Annotated in this window: 19 protein-coding genes; 11 read left to right on the top strand and 8 right to left on the bottom strand. The window is 55.5% G+C overall.

Features of this window, described 5'->3' with window-relative positions:
* Position 1: 1 nt before the first annotated feature.
* From rplO to rplQ, 8 genes are all read left to right on the top strand, one after another.
* Positions 2-436 (top strand): 50S ribosomal protein L15, encoded by a 435-nt coding sequence (gene rplO, locus RBH33_RS15750; protein ID WP_306733179.1) that lies wholly within the window; start codon positions 2-4, stop codon positions 434-436.
* Positions 437-445: 9 nt separating this feature from the next.
* Positions 446-1,783: a preprotein translocase subunit SecY gene (gene secY / locus RBH33_RS15745; RefSeq protein ID WP_306733178.1), complete on the top strand. Its 1,338-nt coding sequence runs from the start codon at positions 446-448 to the stop codon at positions 1,781-1,783.
* 21 nt (positions 1,784-1,804) lie between these two features.
* Positions 1,805-1,921 (top strand): 50S ribosomal protein L36, encoded by a 117-nt coding sequence (rpmJ, locus tag RBH33_RS15740; RefSeq protein WP_111643354.1) that lies wholly within the window; start codon positions 1,805-1,807, stop codon positions 1,919-1,921.
* A 237-nt stretch (positions 1,922-2,158) separates the two neighbouring features.
* Complete coding sequence (gene rpsM / locus RBH33_RS15735; RefSeq protein WP_306733177.1) at positions 2,159-2,515, top strand: 30S ribosomal protein S13; 357 nt, start codon at positions 2,159-2,161, stop codon at positions 2,513-2,515.
* Positions 2,516-2,569: 54 nt separating this feature from the next.
* Positions 2,570-2,962, top strand: coding sequence for a 30S ribosomal protein S11 (gene rpsK / locus RBH33_RS15730; protein ID WP_306733176.1), 393 nt, complete (start codon positions 2,570-2,572; stop codon positions 2,960-2,962).
* Positions 2,963-2,975: 13 nt separating this feature from the next.
* Positions 2,976-3,596 carry a 30S ribosomal protein S4 gene (gene rpsD, locus RBH33_RS15725; RefSeq protein ID WP_306733175.1) on the top strand — a complete coding sequence of 207 codons (621 nt, stop codon included), beginning with the start codon at positions 2,976-2,978 and terminating at the stop codon, positions 3,594-3,596.
* Positions 3,597-3,622: 26 nt separating this feature from the next.
* On the top strand, positions 3,623-4,612 hold the full coding sequence (locus tag RBH33_RS15720; RefSeq protein WP_306733174.1) for a DNA-directed RNA polymerase subunit alpha: 990 nt from the start codon (positions 3,623-3,625) through the stop codon (positions 4,610-4,612).
* A gap of 79 nt (positions 4,613-4,691) precedes the next feature.
* Positions 4,692-5,102, top strand: a complete 411-nt coding sequence (rplQ, locus tag RBH33_RS15715) for a 50S ribosomal protein L17 (RefSeq protein ID WP_306733173.1) — start codon at positions 4,692-4,694, stop codon at positions 5,100-5,102.
* 77 nt (positions 5,103-5,179) lie between these two features.
* Here the strand turns inward: rplQ and uvrA are convergent, their stop codons facing one another.
* Positions 5,180-8,059: an excinuclease ABC subunit UvrA gene (gene uvrA / locus RBH33_RS15710; protein WP_306733172.1), complete on the bottom strand. Its 2,880-nt coding sequence runs from the start codon at positions 8,057-8,059 to the stop codon at positions 5,180-5,182.
* Between the two features lie 95 nt (positions 8,060-8,154).
* Between uvrA and RBH33_RS15705 the strand changes: the two genes are divergently transcribed.
* From RBH33_RS15705 to RBH33_RS15695, 3 genes are all read left to right on the top strand, one after another.
* The gene (locus tag RBH33_RS15705; RefSeq protein WP_306733171.1) at positions 8,155-9,606 is read left to right on the top strand and encodes an MFS transporter; all 1,452 of its coding nucleotides are present in this window, start codon (positions 8,155-8,157) and stop codon (positions 9,604-9,606) included.
* Positions 9,607-9,763: 157 nt separating this feature from the next.
* Positions 9,764-10,273 carry a single-stranded DNA-binding protein gene (gene ssb, locus RBH33_RS15700; RefSeq protein ID WP_306733170.1) on the top strand — a complete coding sequence of 170 codons (510 nt, stop codon included), beginning with the start codon at positions 9,764-9,766 and terminating at the stop codon, positions 10,271-10,273.
* A 54-nt stretch (positions 10,274-10,327) separates the two neighbouring features.
* Complete coding sequence (locus RBH33_RS15695) at positions 10,328-11,188, top strand: sugar nucleotide-binding protein (RefSeq protein WP_306733169.1); 861 nt, start codon at positions 10,328-10,330, stop codon at positions 11,186-11,188.
* A 74-nt stretch (positions 11,189-11,262) separates the two neighbouring features.
* Here RBH33_RS15695 and fabB read toward each other — a convergent pair whose 3' ends face one another.
* The 7 genes from fabB to RBH33_RS15660 all read right to left on the bottom strand — a co-directional run bounded on the left by fabB (position 11,263) and on the right by RBH33_RS15660 (position 18,666).
* Positions 11,263-12,477, bottom strand: coding sequence for a beta-ketoacyl-ACP synthase I (gene fabB / locus RBH33_RS15690; RefSeq protein WP_306733168.1), 1,215 nt, complete (start codon positions 12,475-12,477; stop codon positions 11,263-11,265).
* Between the two features lie 165 nt (positions 12,478-12,642).
* Positions 12,643-13,167, bottom strand: a complete 525-nt coding sequence (gene fabA, locus RBH33_RS15685; RefSeq protein WP_306733167.1) for a 3-hydroxyacyl-[acyl-carrier-protein] dehydratase FabA — start codon at positions 13,165-13,167, stop codon at positions 12,643-12,645.
* Between the two features lie 109 nt (positions 13,168-13,276).
* Positions 13,277-14,239 (bottom strand): polyprenyl synthetase family protein, encoded by a 963-nt coding sequence (locus RBH33_RS15680; RefSeq protein ID WP_306733166.1) that lies wholly within the window; start codon positions 14,237-14,239, stop codon positions 13,277-13,279.
* A 119-nt stretch (positions 14,240-14,358) separates the two neighbouring features.
* A complete protein-coding gene (locus tag RBH33_RS15675) occupies positions 14,359-15,432 on the bottom strand; it encodes an efflux RND transporter periplasmic adaptor subunit (protein ID WP_306733165.1) in 1,074 nt (357 codons plus the stop codon).
* A gap of 27 nt (positions 15,433-15,459) precedes the next feature.
* Positions 15,460-16,725, bottom strand: coding sequence for an ABC transporter permease (locus RBH33_RS15670; RefSeq protein WP_306733164.1), 1,266 nt, complete (start codon positions 16,723-16,725; stop codon positions 15,460-15,462).
* Entirely contained in the window at positions 16,715-17,968 is a 1,254-nt protein-coding gene (locus RBH33_RS15665; protein WP_306733163.1) for an ABC transporter permease, read from the bottom strand. The genes RBH33_RS15670 and RBH33_RS15665 overlap by 11 nt, the downstream gene beginning before the upstream one ends.
* Positions 17,965-18,666 carry an ABC transporter ATP-binding protein gene (locus RBH33_RS15660; protein ID WP_306733162.1) on the bottom strand — a complete coding sequence of 234 codons (702 nt, stop codon included), beginning with the start codon at positions 18,664-18,666 and terminating at the stop codon, positions 17,965-17,967. Before RBH33_RS15660 ends, RBH33_RS15665 begins: the two co-directional genes overlap by 4 nt.
* Positions 18,667-18,806 lie beyond the last annotated feature (140 nt).

The raw sequence follows: 18,806 nt of genomic DNA, 5'->3' as shown, positions 1-18,806 counted from the left end.
CATGCGTCTTAATACGCTGAGTCCCGCCCCCGGCAGCACGCACAGCAAAAAGCGCGTGGGTCGTGGTATCGGTAGTGGCCTGGGTAAAACTGCTGGTCGCGGCCACAAAGGTTTGAAGTCTCGCTCAGGCGGTACCGTGAAGCCCGGTTTCGAAGGCGGTCAAATGCCTTTGCAGAAGCGTCTGCCGAAATTTGGTTTCTCCTCCCGCATCGGCCGGGTTACTGCAGAAGTGCGGTTGTCCGAGCTGAATAAAGTGGAGGGTGGCGTTATCGATCTGGAGACCTTGAAGCAGGCTGACGTGATCGGTTCTGGTATCAAGCGAGCTAAGATCTTCGCTTCCGGGGAGCTAAAACAAGCGGTAACTGTCAAGGGTCTTGCAGTAACCAAGGGCGCCAGGGCTGCTATCGAAGCCGCTGGCGGGAAAATTGAAGAGTAAGAGGTGCCAATGGCAACTCCCGGAACTATGCCGTTAGGAAGTAATAAAGGGTTAGGCGAGCTTTGGGCTCGCCTTCGCTTTCTGTTCCTGGCAATTGTCGTGTATCGGATCGGTACCCACATTCCGGTACCCGGGTTGGACCCAGAGCGCATCGCAAACTTGTTTACACAGAACCAGGGAACCATTCTTGGTCTGTTTAATATGTTTTCCGGTGGCGCGTTAGAGCGGATGAGTATTCTCGCTCTTGGGATCATGCCCTATATTTCGGCGTCTATTATTATGCAGTTAATGACTGCAGTGACGCCGTCTCTAGAGCAACTGAAGAAAGAAGGCGATGCTGGGCGTCGTAAGATTAACCAGTATACGCGTTACGGTACGGTGTTCCTTGCCACCATCCAGGCAATGGCCATGGCGGTAAGTTTTTCTGGCTTTGCCTACGGCGGTGAGCCAGGGTTTGCTTTTTACTTCGTGGCAGTGACTACCCTGGTTACAGGGGCAGTGTTCATGATGTGGCTTGGTGAGCAGATCACTGAGAAAGGCGTTGGTAACGGTATTTCCATGCTGATCTTTGCCGGGATTGTTGCCGGCTTGCCAGGGGCCATTGGCCAGGCTTTTGAGAGCGCACGCCAGGGTGATCTACACCTGCTGTTCTTGCTGGTCATTGGCATTGTTGCTCTGGCCGTGGTTTGGGGTATTGTGAAAATCGAACGCGGTCAGCGTCGTATCACGGTAAACTACGCCAAGCGACAGCAAGGTCGTACCGCGTACGCCCAGCAAACCAGCCATCTGCCGCTGAAGATCAATATGGCGGGCGTAATCCCGGCCATTTTTGCCAGCAGTATTTTGCTGTTTCCCGCGTCTATAGCCCAATGGGCTGGCGGCGAGGGTGAAGGCTTCGCCAGCAACCTGCTGCAAGAGATATCCTTGGCTATTGGCCCTGGACAACCTTTGCACATCCTGTTGTTTGCGGGGTTGATTTCATTTTTCTGCTTCTTCTACACGGCGTTGATGTTTAACCCGAAAGAAGTGGCCGAGAATTTGAAAAAGTCCGGTGCTTATATACCGGGGATTCGTCCCGGAGAGCAGTCGGCAAAGTATATTGACAGTGTTCTAACACGCCTCACGGTGGTCGGTGCTGTCTATATGTCCGCGGTGTGCTTGATGCCCCAGTTCCTGGTAGTTGCGGCCAACGTGCCCTTCTATTTAGGTGGTACCTCGCTGCTGATCGTGGTGGTCGTGGTAATGGACTTTATGTCCCAGGTTCAGTCACACCTGATGTCTCATCAGTACGAATCGTTGATGAAGAAGTCAAACTTAAAAGGGTTCGGCAGCGGAAACGCTCGCTAAACCCGGTGTTGGGGTAGGATCATGAAAGTTCGTGCTTCTGTAAAAAAGATCTGCCGGAACTGCAAAATGGTTCGGCGCAATGGCGTTCTGCGGGTAATCTGCTCCGCTGAGCCGCGCCACAAGCAGCGTCAAGGCTAAGACAAATCAAGCCGTTTCTACGGCGAGCCGGGGGCCAGCTTCGTGCTGGCTTTCTGGTAAGAATCCAGCAGTGAAACTGCTGTAGAAGAAAGGGGGCGTTGACTGTCGTTTGAGGAGAAATTCTCAGGCTATTGATTTTTGGTAATTTTATCGCTATCCTTGCGCGCCTTTTCGGGGTGTTGGGTGGCGTCTATTTACCGTCAACGCTACAATTTTTGTGTTACTGGAGTATTTTGAATGGCCCGTATTGCTGGTGTAAACATACCAGACCACAAACACGCGGTTGTATCTCTGACTTACGTTTTCGGAGTAGGCCGTACTACGGCACAGAAAATCTGTGCCGCCACGGGTATTCCGGAAGATGCCAAGCTTGGCTCATTGTCGGAAGAGCAGCTGGAATCCATCCGTTCGGAAGTCAGTAAGTTCACTGTAGAGGGTGACTTGCGTCGTGTTGTGTCTATGAATATCAAGCGTCTGATGGACTTGGGTTGCTACCGTGGCTTGCGCCACCGTCGTAGCCTGCCGGTTAATGGTCAGCGCACTAAGACTAACGCCAGAACCCGTAAAGGGCCCCGTAAGCCGATTCGTAAGTAAGCGGCTAGCGGTCTGTCATTCAATACAGTAACAACAGGTTAGGAAGAGATTGCTATGGCGAAGCCAAGTAATAAGACCACGAAGAAGAAGGTCAAAAAGACGGTGGTGGACGGGGTAGCCCACATCCACGCTTCTTTTAACAACACGATTGTCACGATCACTGACCGTCAGGGTAATACCTTGAGCTGGGCCACTTCCGGCGGCTCCGGGTTCCGCGGTTCACGCAAAAGCACCCCGTTTGCTGCTCAGGTAGCCGCCGAACGTGCGGGTGAAGCTGCCAAAGAGTATGGTTTGAAAAACCTCGACGTTGAAGTGAAAGGCCCCGGTCCCGGTCGCGAATCTGCGGTTAGGGCTCTGAATAATGCTGGTTACAAGATAACCAACATTGTCGACGTGACGCCGATTCCACACAACGGCTGTCGTCCACCCAAGAAACGTCGAGTGTAAGGGGAATTAGAGAATGGCACGTTATATTGGACCAACTTGTAAATTATCCCGCCGGGAGGGTACTGACCTCTTCCTGAAGAGTGGCGCTCGTGCGCTGGACTCAAAATGCAAACTGGAAACGGCTCCGGGTCAACACGGCCAGCGTCGCGGTCGATTGTCGGATTACGGCGTTCAGTTGCGGGAAAAACAGAAAGTACGCCGCACCTACGGCATTATGGAAAAGCAGTTCCGCAGCTACTACAAAGAGGCAGCGAGACGTAAAGGTGCAACCGGTGAAAACCTGCTCAAGCTCCTGGAAACTCGACTCGACAACGTGGTATACCGCATGGGCTTTGGTTCCACGCGCGCTGAGTCACGCCAGATGGTGTCTCACAAGGCCATTAGCGTTAACGGAGCTACGGTAAATGTTGCATCCTACCAAGTGAAGGAAGGCGACGTAATTACCGTGCGTGAGAAGGCCAAAAATCAACTGCGTATCCAAAACGCACTGACCCTCGCGGGGCAACGCGGTGAGGTTGAGTGGGTTGACGTGAACGCAGATAAGAAAGAAGGCGTTTTTACCCGAGTTCCTGATCGCAGCGATTTGCCAGCTGAAATTAACGAGAACCTCATTGTAGAGCTTTACTCTAAATAAGGGACTAACCGCTAACAGGTGTGGCTATGCAGACTGCAGTAAACGAATTTTTGACTCCGCGTCATATCGACGTGACCGAAAACAGTCCCAATCACGCGCGTGTGGTCCTGGAACCGCTAGAGCGTGGCTTTGGACATACTTTGGGCAACGCACTGCGGCGTATCTTGCTGTCCTCAATGGCCGGCTGTGCCGTAACTGAAGTAGAGATCGACGGCGTTTTGCATGAGTACAGCGATATCGAAGGTGTGCGGGAAGATGTTATTGAGATCCTGCTCAACCTGAAGAATTTGGCTGTTGTTATGCACGGTAAGGATCAAGCGGTCCTGACTCTGAGCAAGAAGGGTCCAGGTGCCGTGACCGCGGCGGATATTCAGCTCGATCACGATATTGAGGTGAAGAATCCAGAGCTGGTCATCGCGAACATTACCAGCAGCACAGAGCTCAATATGCGCTTGACCGTATCTCGTGGTCGAGGTTATCAGCCAGCTGATAGCCGCCGTCAGGAAGAAGACGAGACTCGAGCCATCGGCCGCCTGCAGTTAGATGCTTCCTTCAGCCCAGTACGCCGTTTGGCTTACTCTGTGGAAAGCGCGCGGGTTGAGCAGCGTACCGACTTGGATAAGTTGATTCTTGAGCTGGAAACCAACGGTACAGTTGATCCCGAAGAGGCGATTCGACGTGCCGCTACGATCCTGCAGCAGCAGCTTGCTGTGTTCGTAGACCTGGAAGCCGACAAACAGTCGACTCCAGTGCAGAAGGAAGAGGCGATTGATCCAGTTCTATTGCGTCCGGTGGATGATCTGGAACTGACCGTTCGCTCAGCCAACTGCCTCAAGGCCGAGAACATCTATTATATTGGTGACCTGATTCAGCGCACTGAGGTGGAGCTGTTGAAGACACCAAACTTGGGTAAGAAGTCTCTTACCGAGATCAAAGACGTACTCGCTTCGCGCGGTTTGTCTCTCGGTATGCGTTTGGAAAACTGGCCCCCGGCCAGCTTGAGAAACGAAGACTGACTTAATGATTTGTTTGCCGGCTACGGCCGGCGATTAACGCGATCGCTGTGAAGCGATCATTTGTGAAGGATTTAGCGTCATGCGTCATCGTCATAGTGGCCGTCAACTGAATCGTAACAGTTCTCATCGCAAAGCCATGTTTCGCAACATGACTGCGTCTTTGGTTGAGCACGAGCTGATTAAGACCACTTTACCAAAAGCCAAAGAGTTGCGCCGGGTTGCCGAGCCTCTGATTACTTTGGCCAAGAACGACAGCGTGGCTAATCGCCGCCTGGCGTTTAGCCGTCTGCAGAGCAAAGAGGCTGTGGGTAAGTTGTTCAGCGATCTGGGTAAGCGTTACGAGAACCGCCCAGGTGGGTACATTCGTATTTTGAAGTGCGGTTTCCGTGCCGGCGACAAAGCGCCTATGGCGTACGTCGAGCTGGTGGATCGTCCGGTGGTTGAGGCGACTGAGGAAACCAGTGAGCCGAAGACTGAAGCAGCAGAGTAAATAGCTGTTAGCCATCCCCTAGTGGGTGGTGTTCATAAAAAAGCCAGGCCATCGAGCCTGGCTTTTTTATGCCTTCTTTATGCCTTCGGTTTGACGGCTTTGCGCACGGGCGACTTTCTTTTCGCAGAAGGCTTGGCGTTCAGAATCGGCTTAAGAAACTGTCCGGTGTAGGACTGGGGTTGGCTGGCGACCTGTTCCGGTGTCCCGCTGGCAATGATTTGACCGCCACCGCTACCCCCTTCAGGTCCCAAATCTATCACCCAGTCGGCGGTTTTGATGACGTCCAGGTTGTGCTCAATCACCACCACGGTGTTGCCGTGGTCCCGCAGTCGATGCAGTACCGCCAGTAGCTGTTCGATGTCGTAAAAGTGAAGGCCGGTGGTGGGCTCGTCCAGGATGTAGAGCGTTTGACCGGTATCGCGCTTGGACAATTCTCGAGCCAGCTTGACCCTTTGTGCTTCCCCGCCTGACAGCGTCGTCGCTGCCTGCCCCAAGCGTATGTAGGACAGTCCCACATCCATTAAGGTTTGTAGTTTGTTGGCTACGGCCGGTATGGGGTCAAAGAATTCACGCGCGTCCTCCACTGTCAGGTCTAGGACATCATGGATGCTTTTCCCCTTATATTTCACTTCTAAGGTTTCCCGGTTGTAGCGCTTACCTTTGCACACGTCGCAGGGTACGAACACATCGGGTAGAAAATGCATTTCCACTTTGGTTACACCATCACCCTGACAGGCTTCGCAGCGGCCACCTTTGACATTGAAGCTAAAGCGACCTGGCTTATAGCCTCTGGAGCGCGCCTCTTGTGTGCCGGCAAAGAGTTCACGTACCGGCGTAAAGATGCCTGTGTAAGTGGCGGGATTTGACCGAGGCGTTCGGCCGATGGGGCTCTGGTCGATATCCACACATTTGTCGAACAGTGACATGCCCTCGACGCTATCATGTTCTGCCGCCTTTAGTGTGGTGGCACCGTTGAGTTCGGTCGCCGCCAAAGGGTAGAGCGTGGCATTGATGAGGGTCGATTTGCCGGAGCCGGAAACGCCGGTGACGCAGGTCATTAACCCCACCGGGAGCTCCAGCGTGACGTTTTGTAGGTTGTTGCCACGAGCCCCCTTCAAACGTAGAACCTTATCGGGGTCCATTGGCAGGCGTTGGGACGGAATGGCAATCTGGCGTGTTCCTGTTAAATACTGACCGGTGATCGACTCCGGCGCATTCATAATGGCTTGCACATCACCCTGGGCGATAATCTCCCCGCCGTGCACGCCGGCTCCTGGCCCTATGTCGATGACGTGGTCAGCCTGGCGGATGGCATCTTCGTCGTGCTCAACAACAATCACCGTGTTGCCGATGTCGCGTAAGTGGGTGAGTGTTCGAAGTAAGCGCTCATTATCACGCTGGTGCAGGCCAATCGAGGGTTCGTCGAGAATATACATAACACCGACTAATCCGGCGCCGATTTGGCTGGCCAAGCGAATGCGTTGCGCTTCACCGCCAGACAAGCTGTCCGCACTGCGGCTTAAGGTGAGGTAGTTCAAGCCCACATCCACGAGGAACTGGAAGCGCTCGCGTAACTCTTTGAGAATTTTTTCGGCTATTTCTGCTTTGCTGCCGGTGAAAGTAAGCTGAGTAAAATAATCTTCCGCCTCCCCTACGGATAGGTCGGTGATCTCCGGCAGGGTGCGCTCATCCACAAACACATTTCGAGCCTCTGAGCGCAGGCGCGCGCCACCACAATCGGGGCAGGGCTGGGAAGACATATACTTGCCCAGCTCTTCGCGCACCATGGATGATTCGGTGTCCCGATAGCGGCGCTCCATATTGGGCAGCACCCCTTCGAAGGTGTGGCGGCGCTGGTACAAGTCGCCCCGCTCATTGACGTAGCTGAAGTCGAGCTCTTGGTCGCCGGAACCATACAGCACGGCTTTACGATGCTCAGCTTTCAATTTGTTCCAGGGTGTATCGACGTCAAATCCGTAGTGCGCGGCCAGAGACGCCAGCATGTGAAAATAGTAAATATTCCGTTTGTCCCAGCCGCGAATCGCCCCTTCGGATAGCGACGCATCGGGAAACAACACTACGCGCGTCTCGTCGAAGAACTGCTTCATACCTAAGCCGTCGCACGTGGGGCAGGCGCCGGCGGGGTTGTTAAAGGAAAACAGGCGCGGCTCTAGTTCGCTTAAACTGTAGTCACACACAGGGCAAGCGTGCTTGGCTGAGAATACCCGGTCAGCCTGCTCGCCATCCATAAAGCTGATGCCGGCCAATCCTTCGGTAATTCCCAGCGCCGTTTCAAACGATTCCGACAGGCGTAGTTGCAAATCGGGCCTAACCTTGAAGCGATCCACAACCACATCAATGCTGTGTTTCTTTTTCTTATCCAGCTCGGGGACATCGTCCAAATCCACCAGAATGCCGTCGACCCGGGCGCGTATGAAACCGTCGCGTTTCAGTTGCTCGAAGGTGTGCAAGTGCTCACCTTTTCGGTCGCGCACTACGGGCGCAAGCAGCATCAGTTTGGTGCCTTCCGGCATAGCCAAGACGGTATCCACCATCTCACTCACGGTTTGCGCCTTCAGAGGCTCCCCGTGCAATGGGCAGCGGGGCTCCCCCACTCGGGCGAACAGCAGGCGCAGGTAATCGTAAATCTCAGTAATGGTGCCGACTGTGGAGCGAGGGTTGTGCGAAGTGGACTTTTGTTCAATGGAGATGGCGGGGCTTAGGCCCTCCACATGGTCCACGTCGGGCTTTTCCATCATGGACAAAAACTGTCGGGCGTAAGTGGATAGCGACTCAACATAACGCCGCTGTCCTTCCGCATACAGGGTGTCGAAGGCCAGGGAGGATTTCCCCGAGCCAGACAAGCCTGTGATCACCACCAGCTTGTCGCGGGGGATATCCAGGTCGACATTCTTAAGATTGTGGGTGCGCGCACCCCTGACAAGGATTTTATCCATTCACTAACACCCAGACAGCAAAACTCACCATTATACGCACAACCGGCAAGCTCTGAGAGGTGGAATGTCGTTGTCGGTTTAAAGCGCGCGGTGGGATGATCGGTGCGACTGCTGTGGTAGAATCCGCCTCCGTTTATAAAGAACACTCAGGAGTCGCCCGAGTCGTGCAATTTGTCGCCAACGCCCCCTTTGAACGCCGTGTTGTGGCCTCCCTGGCGTCGCTCTATGCGTTCCGCATGCTGGGCCTATTCATGGTGTTGCCCGTGCTGGCGCTTTACGGTGATGACTACAGCGGCAGCAGCCCGTTCTTGCTCGGCGTCGCCTTGGGTGCCTATGGGTTCAGTCAGGCACTGTTGCAGATTCCTTTTGGCGTGCTTTCTGACCGTATCGGGCGCAAGCCGGTAATTATTGCTGGCTTATTGATCTTCACTTTGGGGAGTATGTTGGCGGCACAGGCTGACACCATGGCGGAGTTGATCGCGGGTCGTATCCTGCAGGGAGCTGGCGCCATTGCAGCAGCGGTCATGGCTTTGCTGGCCGACCTGACGGCGGATGAAAACCGAACCAAAGCCATGGCGGTAATCGGCGCGTCAATTGGTGCATCCTTTTCCTTGGCGTTGGTGCTCGGCCCACTGTTGGCAGCTTGGGGGGGGATGGCCGCTATTTTCTGGGTTACCGCCGCTCTCGGGCTGGTGGGGATCTACCTGGTCTGGCAGGTGGTGCCGAGCCCCGCTAGAGCTCGACCCCGTTACGAATCTGGAGCTGTACCCGCACTGCTTGTGAGCACCTTAAAAAACCCGGAACTGATGCGTTTAAATCTGGGCATTTTCGTATTGCACCTGGTACTCATGGCAAGCTTCATAGTCGTCCCTCAGATGCTTGAGCAGGACTTGGGGCTGACGCGGGAGCGGCACTGGTTGGTGTACTTGCCCCTGTTGGTAGGTGCCTTTATTGCCATGCTCCCGTTTATTATCGTCGCCGAGCGGCGCCGTAAGATGAAGCCAGTATTTTTGGGTGCGATTGCCCTGTTAGGGCTGGCGGTACTCTCCCTTCTGGGCGCGGGAACCAGCCTACCGTTGACGCTACTGGCACTGTTTGGCTTTTTCATGGCCTTCAATCTGCTGGAAGCCACTTTGCCGTCTCTGGTGAGTAAAATCGCTCCCGCTGGGGGTAAGGGGACGGCCACTGGGATCTATTCCACCTGCCAATTCGCGGGAGCGTTTGCGGGCGGTGTTATGGGTGGCTGGTTGTGGCAGAACTGGGACATTGCTGCGGTCTTGACGGTGTGCGCCGGGTTGGCATTGCTGTGGTGGCTGGTGGCGTTGTTTATGCGCCCACCGCGCTTTCTCGCCAGTTTGTTAATCCCTTTGCAGGGGCAACCCGTGGAGGTGTTATCCGAACGACTCAGAGATCAACCAGGGGTGGTAGAAGTGGTGGTCATCCCCGCTGAGGGTACGGCTTATCTGAAGGTCGATCCCCGCGAGCTGGACCGCTCCCAGCTCGACCAAGTGGTTGCCAGTTTGATCCCCAGTGAAGCTGTCCGCTAGGCTCTGAGGCTCAGCTGGTGTAAGCTGGTGCATTGATCGGCGTTTAGGGTATATAGGTTCACCTGCTCCAAATTAGACTCGCCGCGTTCGTTTAGAAAGGCCCATTATTATAACTTGCCAGCCGCCTAATGAATGGCTGGAGATGGAGGAAATTGCTATGGCTCGGGGTATTAACAAGGTAATTCTTATCGGTAATCTGGGGCAGGACCCGGAGACCCGCTACATGCCCTCGGGGGGTGCGGTAACCAACGTCAATCTGGCGACGTCGGAAACGTGGAAAGATAAACAAACTGGCCAGCCACAAGAGCGTACCGAATGGCATCGCGTGGTGTTTTTCAACCGCCTTGCGGAAATTGCCGGCGAGTATCTCAAGAAAGGCAGCAAGGTGTATGTTGAGGGCTCACTGCGCACCCGCAAATGGCAGGGGCAGGATGGCCAAGACCGTTACACCACTGAGATCGTCGCGAGCGAGATGCAGATGCTCGACAGCCGCGGTGGCGAAAGCGCTGGCTATGGCAATTACGACCAATCAGCGCCTCAGCCTCAAAGTGCAAACCAAGGGCAAGGCCAGCCGCGTCAGCAACAGCCGCAACAGCAACAGCAGTCTCAACAGCCTCAGCCGCCAGCTGGCGGTTTTGATAGCTTTGATGACGACATCCCGTTTTAACCCGGAGCGGCAGGCAGCCTCTATAGACCACTGCATTTGGAATCGGTTTTTTCCTTGAAACTACTGTTGACTGACGCTACCAACGCCCTGGGTCCCGCGCTTGAACACGAGCTCGAGCGAGAGTCGTTCAATCTCGTGGTATCCTCTGCAAACGCTCTGGACTGGACTCAGGCCGGGGCGGTGGCCGACTACATCCATACATTGAAGCCCGATATAGTCATCAATACCCTGGGCTGGGCGGTGGACCCGCGACCCGATCAACTCGAGCTCCTGCCTAAGGCGGCCGCAAATCTGGCGGCGGCCTGCCAGCCCGGTGCCGTGCCCCTCATTCATTTTTCCAGTTATCGGGTATTTGGCTGTGACAACAAAAGTCGTCACAGTGAGAAGGATGCACCGGTACCGAATAGTGACGCGGGGCAAAGTTTCCTGGCGGCGGAGCAGGCTTTGCAGCTGTTGCCGCGGCATATCGTCCTGCGCTTGAGCTGGGTGCTGGGGAGTTATGGGGACAATCCGCTGACGCGCTTACTCAAGCAGCTTATGAGTGGCGAACCGGTCCAGGTGAACACTCGCCTGCGCGGTGCTCCCACAGCTTTCTCGGATGCGGCACGGGTAGCCGTCGCGATGGCGAAACAAATTTGTTGCGGCGCTGAGAATTGGGGCGTGATGCACTATTGCAGCAGTGATGCCTGTACCCACGCAGAATTTGCCGAGCAAGTGATACACAGTCTACAGCAGTTGGACTTTTTGGCGGAGCCGCCAAGTGTAGAGCGTATTGATCAGTTACCTGAGACTGAGCCGGTCAGTGCAGTACTGAGCTGCCATAAAGCCCGGGATAACTTCGGCATTCAGGCGCGTTCCTGGCGCCCCAGCCTGGTGCCGCTGATTAAGCAATGGCACCATGAGCAGAGCCGCTGATTAGCGGCTCATTCTCAGAGGGGTTGATCCGCCGCCCCCCGGCTTGCGGGAGGCGCGGGACACCGGCGACAGGTTTAATCCAGGCGTTGGAACACCAGGCAAGCGTTGGTGCCGCCAAATCCGAAGCTATTGGACATCACTCGCTCCAGACGCACATTGTCCCGTCGTTCAGTAACGATGGGGACATCCGCAGCCTCACTATCGAGCTCATCGACATTCGCTGAAGCACAGATGAAGTTGTTCTGCATCATCAGCAATGAATAAATCGCTTCCTGAACGCCAGTGGCCCCTAGGGAGTGGCCGGTAAGAGATTTGGTGGAGCTGATGGGCGGAATTTTGTCGCCAAATGTGGCGCGAACGGCCTTGAGTTCAGCCAAGTCCCCAACGGGGGTGCTGGTGCCGTGGGCGTTGATGTAGTCGACATCGCCTTGCGTGGTGGCCAATGCTTGTTGCATGCAGCGCACAGCACCTTCGCCGGAGGGTGCGACCATATCGTAGCCATCGGAGTTGGCGCCGTAACCGACAACTTCTGCGTAAATTTTTGCGCCGCGTGCTTTGGCGTGTTCCAACTCTTCCAGTACCAAGCAACCGCCACCACCGGCGATGACGAAGCCGTCACGCTGGGCGTCGTAGGCGCGAGAAGCCTTTTCCGGGGTGTCATTGTATTTGGTAGAGAGGGCACCCATGGCGTCGAACAAGCACGTTAGGGTCCAGTGCTCCTCTTCACCGCCGCCGGCGAAAACGATGTCCTGCTTGCCCAGCTGAATCTGCTCCATCGCACTGCCAATACAGTGCGCGCTGGTCGCACACGCCGAAGAGATGGAATAGTTGAGTCCGCGAATCTTGAAAGGTGTAGCCAAGCAGGCTGAGGTGGTGCTTCCCATGGTTTGAGTGACCCGGTAAGGCCCCACGCGCTTCAAGCCTTTTTCCCGAAGGATGTCTGAGGCTTCCACCAGGTTCTTGGAGGAGGCGCCACCGGAGCCCATGATGATGCCGGTGCGCTCATTGGATACCAATGATTCGTCCAGGCCAGCGTCCGCGATCGCCTGTTCCATGGAAATGTACGAAAACGCGGCTGCGTCGCCCATAAAGCGCAATATCTTGCGATCAATACACTCTTTCAGGTCGATATCCACAGACCCTGCGACGTGGCTGCGAAATCCCATTTCTTGGTACGCTTCCTGAAACTTAATGCCTGAGCGGCCGCTGCGCAGTGCTTCCAATACCGACGATGTATCATTTCCCAAACAGGACACAATGCCCATGCCGGTAACTACAACACGTTTCATAGGCTACCTCTTATATCTCATGACAGAGCCTGACTCTGTTTTATTCTTCAGGTGACTATTATGCCACACAACGGCACCGATCAAGCAGCAATCATGGCGCTAGCTGAACCGCTTTCGCCCGCCGATGGCGGCTGTGCTCCAAGATGCAGAGCACCGGCTCATTGGTTAAAAACTATCCGTATTTTGGAACAGTCCTACCCGCAAATCGTTGGCGAAATAGATATCTTTCCCGTCAACGGACACCCGGCCATCGGCGATGCCCATGATCAGCTTGCGCTCGATAACCCGCTTCAGGTTGATATGGTAGCTAACCTTGCTCGCGCTGGGCAGGATTTGCCCGGTAAATTTCACATCTCCGCAGCCAAGAGCACGTCCTCGGCCAGGATTTCCGCGCCAACCTAGGTAAAAACCGACCAACTGCCACATGGCATCCAGCCCCAAGCAGCCTGGCATTACTGGATCGCCGGGGAAGTGGCAATCAAAAAACCACAGGTCCGGAGTAATATCCAACTCGGCGATAATCTCGCCCTTGCTGTATTCTCCGCCGTCCTCACTGATGTGAACAATTCGGTCCAGCATAAGCATGTTGGGCACGGGCAACTGAGCGTTGCCGGGGCCAAAGAGGCGGCCATGGCCGCATTCCAGCAATTCTTCGCGGCTGTAGGCGTTCTTGGGGACAAAGGAACTCATAGTGTTAACTCTGTTGTGTTGCGCTCGTTGGCCAGTGAGAGATGGCAAAGGGGGCCATTCTACCTGCTGTGGGGCGCTTGTCTAGCTAGGGTTGAGAGGGAATCAAGGGTCAATAGCTGCGCTCCAGGGAGAATTTGGCTAAGGTAGCCATCGCCTGGGTGTATTCATTGTCCGGGAGCTGTTGCAATTGCTCCAAAGCGGCGCTGACTTCTTGCCGAGCACATTCCAATGTGTAGTCCATGGCTCCGCTTGCTTCCACGATGGACACAATGGTCTTTAATTGGCTGGCGTCGCCATTGCGAATGGCATTAGCGATCAGTTCGGATTCGGCCGGGCTGCCTTGGCGCATCGCGTGGATCAGGGGCAAGGTTGGTTTGCCTTCTGCCAGATCATCACCCAGATTCTTACCCAGGGCGGCGGCGTCTCCGCGGTAATCCAGCGCATCGTCCACTAACTGGAAAGCCGTGCCCACTTTTTGGCCGTAAGCGCTCATGGCGGCACGCTGCTGGGCGTTGGCGCCGCACAGTAAGGCGGCGACTTCGCAGGCGGAATCAAAGAGAATGGCGGTTTTCTTCCTGATCACCGAGAAGTAGTTTTCCTCGGTAACTGCGGGGTCTTTGGCGTTAACCAGCTGTTGGACCTCGCCTTCCGCGATCAAATTGGTGGTGTTGGACAGCACGGCCATAATGTCCATGTTGCCGAGCGCGACCATCATTTGAAAGGCCCGTGAGTACAGAAAATCGCCCACCAGGACGCTGGGGGCGTTGCCCCATTCAGCGTTGGCCGTAGGCCGGCCGCGCCGCATATTGGAGGTGTCCACCACATCGTCATGAAGCAGAGTCGCGGTGTGAATAAACTCGATGATTACGGCCAGATCCACATGCTCGCGCCCGCGATAGCCCAGTGCATTGGCGCTCAGAAGCACCATGAGGGGCCGCAGCCGCTTCCCGCCGGCCGCTATCAGGTAATGGCCGATATCCTCCACCAGCGGCACATCTGAGTGCAACTGGGTAATGATGCGCTGGTTTACGGCCGTAAAGTCGTCGGCGACGACTTGATGAAAAGGCAGCATGGGATGGCGGTGCTCTTCGATTTATTGAGGGTTGGCATCCTAGGCAGGGGGGAACCGCCTGTCAAGACAAGCCGCTCCCCGCGCCTATTGGAGTAAAAGCTCCGAATGGGGCCGCACAGTTACAAACGCTTGATCACCGTGTTTTCACTCAGACCGTCGAGGATCTCAATATTGATACCGTCAGAGATGCCGGTACGAACGCGCTGCCGCTCAAAGCGCTGGTCCCCAACCGCCACTTCGACGTAAGTCCCCCCTTCGATAAACAGAAGGTTGCCCTCGTTGATCGCGAGTACTTGCTCCCGTTGATCCAGGATGATATCGGCATTGGCGCTGTAGCCCGCGCGTAGGAAGAAATCGGGATTGAGCTTTATTGCCGCCCGGATTTCGAAGTTGATGGTGCCCTGATCCTCGATACCTTTTGGTGAGATGTACTCCAGGTCGGCGGTAAATCTCTCCCCGTCCAGAGCACCGATGTTGAGCAACAACTCCATGCCTTCTCGCAGTTTGCCCACTTCGGACTCGTCCACACGGCCTTCAAATATCAAATCCGTCATGTCGGCAATACTCGCGATGGTGGTGCCTTCGTTGAAGGTGTTGGATTCGATAACAAACACCCCTTCCTCTACCGGTACGTCGAGAATCATCCCGTTCGCGGTGGCGCGCACCAGGTTGGAGGTTTGATCGGCTGTGGTGGTGGAGCCTTCGCGGATCAAAGAGACATTGTTCTCGGCCGCCTTTACGGCTTCCTTCTGAAGCTCGTAGGTGAGCATAAAGCGGTTGTATTCGGACTCGGAAATCAGCTTGTCCGCGAACAGGCGCTGTTGGCGTTGCAGTTCCCGCTCGGCATTGCGGAAATTGATGCGGGCGCTTTCCAGTTGAGATTGCGCCTGGTTCAAGTGCTCCATATTCGGGATCAAACGAATGCGGGCAATCAGATCTCCGCGCTCGACCGAATGACCCGGCTCCACAAACAATTCGTCCACCACGCCGGATACTTGCGATTTGATGCCGATCTCTCTGCGAGGTTTGATCGAACCAATGGCCACAGTCTTGGTGACAATGTCTGTTACGTAAGGTGTGTCGGTCTGGTACACCACTGGGTCCTGCTGTGATTTTTGATATAGAAACCACGTGGTACCGACAAATGTTCCCAGCAGTAAAACCACACCGGTTAGTGACAAAAAGCGTTTCATGGTGACTCCTGTTGATAAATCTGGGGACTACTCGTCCTGCAAGGCGACAATGGGGTTGACTCTGGCCGCTTTAACGGCGGGTAACAGAGCGGCCAGAAAACCGGCAAGGACCAACAGGCCTACGGCCACCATGGAGGTGGTAAAGTCGATCTCAGGCTGCGCGAAGATACTACCGCTCACGCCCGCACTGACCAGTAAGGCATTGAGTCCTTCAAGTAACAATACCCCCGCCACCAGCCCGCAATAGCCAGCGACAGCGGTAATTAGTATGGATTCCTGCACGATCATGCTCACAATAGAGGCGGGCGTCGCCCCCAGCGCTTTGCGTAGGCCGATTTCTCGGGTCCGCTCTTTTACCACGATGAGCATGATATTGCCGACGCCGATGGCGCCGGCCAAGATAGTGCCTATGGCCACCACCCAACTGAACACCGCAATACCCGTGAACAAGCCCTGCACCCGATCATAAGCGTCCTGCATGTTCCAGCTGCCGAACACGCCGCGATCGCTGGGGTGTACCCGGTGGTGTTCATGCAAAAGATTTCGGACTTTGGTTTCCACATCGGCGGCGTGCACGCCCGGCTTGGGAATCAGTGTGATATTGCCGATCCAGCCCATTTGGTTAAAAGTGTGGCGCAAGGTACGGTTGGGAATGTAAATGGCCTCCTCTTCGTCGGCCGCGTTGTCGCCGGTCGAGCGGGAGTTAAAGGTGCCCACCACGGTAAAGTTCACGCCGTGAATGTTGATGTCCTGCCCGATGGGATCCTCCCAGGATTCGAACAGTACGTGCTGGACGCCGCGGCCAATGATGGCAATTTTGCGTCGCTCCTCCCAATCGAGCGGGTTGATAAACCGACCCTGGGTAACCTCAAGGGAGTGCAAATGAGCCATGTTGGGGTGTGATCCGCGCACCGAAAAAGGCCCACTGTTATCGCCGCGGATAATGTATTGCTCGGTGCCCCAGCCACCGAGGCGATTAAAACCGCCGGCGAACTCCACTTCCGGGACACGCTCCTTGATGCGGTCCACGTCCTCGGTTTTTAAAGTAATGCGCCGGCCCTGGGCTAAACCGCCGTACGCTGTCTGAGTCCGGCCCGCGGACCAAATGAACACCACATTGGAGACTTCGCCAAAGTTGGCGGTGGCGCCGTTCTCCAACCCCTTACCGGCGCCCAGCAAAATCACCAACATGAAAATGCCCCAGAAAACGCCAAAGGCGGTCAGCCCCGTGCGCAATTTGTGCTGCTTCAGGGTGGTGAGGATTTCCTGCCACTTCTCCAAATCAATCAGCACGCATAGCCTCCACCGGCATAATCCTCGCCGCCTGCACGGCAGGCACCAGTCCTGCCAGTGCGCCGACGCCTACTAGAAGCCCTAATGCGGTGAGCGCTAGCTGAAAATCCACTTCTGGTTGCTGGAAATAGCTCAGTTGTATGTTGAGTGCTTCAAGGCTGAAGGAGACTCCCTCCAGCAGCGCCACGCCCAACACCAGGCCCGTGTAACCGGCGATACTGGTGACCAGGATGGATTCCAGCATCAAGGTGCCGACAATGGATGAGGGTGTCGCCCCTAAGGCTTTACGTACGCCAATTTCCCGCGTGCGTTCTTTGACGGTAATGATCATGATGTTGCTCACCCCGACAATACCCGCCGCGAGAGTGCCCAGACCCACGAACCAGAGGAAAGCGTTGATACCCGTGAATATGGCGTTAAAGCGTTCGGCTTGCAGGGCCATATTGTGGGTGCGGATCGCGCGCCGGTCGTTCGGGGAAACCTGATGGCGGCGCTGCAGCAATTCACGGATGCGACGCTCTACCTCAAAGCCATCGACGCCAAGTTCGGGGCGAACGCCGACCACGGAAACCCGCTCACCGCCGCCAAAAATGGCGGCGTAGGCGCTTTGGGGGAGGTAAATGCGCTCGGACATGCGGCCTTCCCGGCCGCTGTCATAAAATATGCCCACCACAGTGAACTGCACCCCATTGATGGTAATGGCCTCGCCAATGGCGCTGACCCCAGGGGCGAACAGAGCCTGTTCCACCAAGGTCCCAATGGCTACGACCTTGCGGCTCTGGTGGGCATCAAGAGGGTTGAGCTTGCGCCCACCGGGAAAGCCGACGTTAGCCTTAATGTCAAAGTACTCGTCCGCCACCCCGAACACCCCGAAACTTCCCGAGCGCCGTTGATAAGTAACTAAGGTATCTGACTGGCGGAAGGAGCCGACGGCGTTCTCGCTGGAAATAAAGCGCACGCCAGGGATTTGCTCCCTGATAGCTCGCATATCCGACTCGGTAAGCTGGATGCGTCTATTGGTAGGTAAGCCTTGGTAGGGCAGAGCGGTGCGCCCAGCACTGATCCAGATGCTGTCGCTCATGTCGTTGCTGAAGCTGCCGGTCATGCCGTTTTGCAGGCCCTGTCCCGCGCCCAGCAATAGCACCAGCATGAAGATCCCCCAGAACACGCCAAAGGCGGTCAGCCCTGTGCGTAACTTGTTCTGCTTCAGGGTGTAGAGAATTTCCTGAAATCCGTCGATCACCCAACCACCTGTGCAGTTTCGGAGGAAAGTACTGTGTCAGGGACAATCAGGCCATCTTTCAGAGTGATGCAGCGCTGGGTCTGGGCGGCGATGTCGTGCTCGTGCGTGACGATTACGATGGTATTGCCTTTGCCGTGCACCTCTTTGATGATCTCCATCACCTCTTCAGTGGTGGTGCTGTCCAAAGCGCCCGTGGGCTCGTCCGCCAAAATGACTTTGGGCTGAGTCACCAGCGCCCGGGCAATGGCGACACGTTGCTTCTGTCCGCCAGACAGCTCGTTGGGCATGTGAGTGGCGCGATCGGCCAAGCCCACCATATCCAGGTACGCTTTGGCGGCCTCGTTGCGGGCACGGCGTCCCACGCCTTGGTAATACAGCGGAAGCGCGACATTCTCCATGGCGTTTTTGAAAGGCAGCAGGTTGAATGATTGGAACACAAACCCAATAAATTGGTTGCGCAGGCGTGCAGCGTGTTTCTCCCGCAAGCGTACGATGGGCGTTCCCGCCAGCGTGTAGTCGCCTACATCGTGGCTATCCAGCAGCCCCAGAATATTCAACAGGGTGGACTTGCCCGAGCCGGAAGAACCCATAATGGACACTAGCTCACCTTCGGCAATGTGCAGGTCAATGCCTTTGAGTACGTGCAGGGATTGTTCGCCGGAACCGTAGTATTTGTGAATATTGTGCAGTCGAATCATGGCTTATCGCTTGTTGTCATTCAGACCAGAGCGATTGTGCCTTGCTTTAGCGGCCCTTACTATGACTAGCCGCTGTAAAGATAGGTTAACTTAATGCACCTCACCATTTACCCCACCGTGCCAATGTCGGCGAATCTTCG

It is taken from the genome of Marinimicrobium hydrolyticum, assembly GCF_030848505.1.
In the GTDB taxonomy this organism is placed as follows: domain Bacteria; phylum Pseudomonadota; class Gammaproteobacteria; order Pseudomonadales; family Cellvibrionaceae; genus JAVDDU01.
The sequence above is the reverse complement of the archived record's forward strand: the minus strand, read 5'-3'. Positions and strand labels throughout refer to the sequence as shown.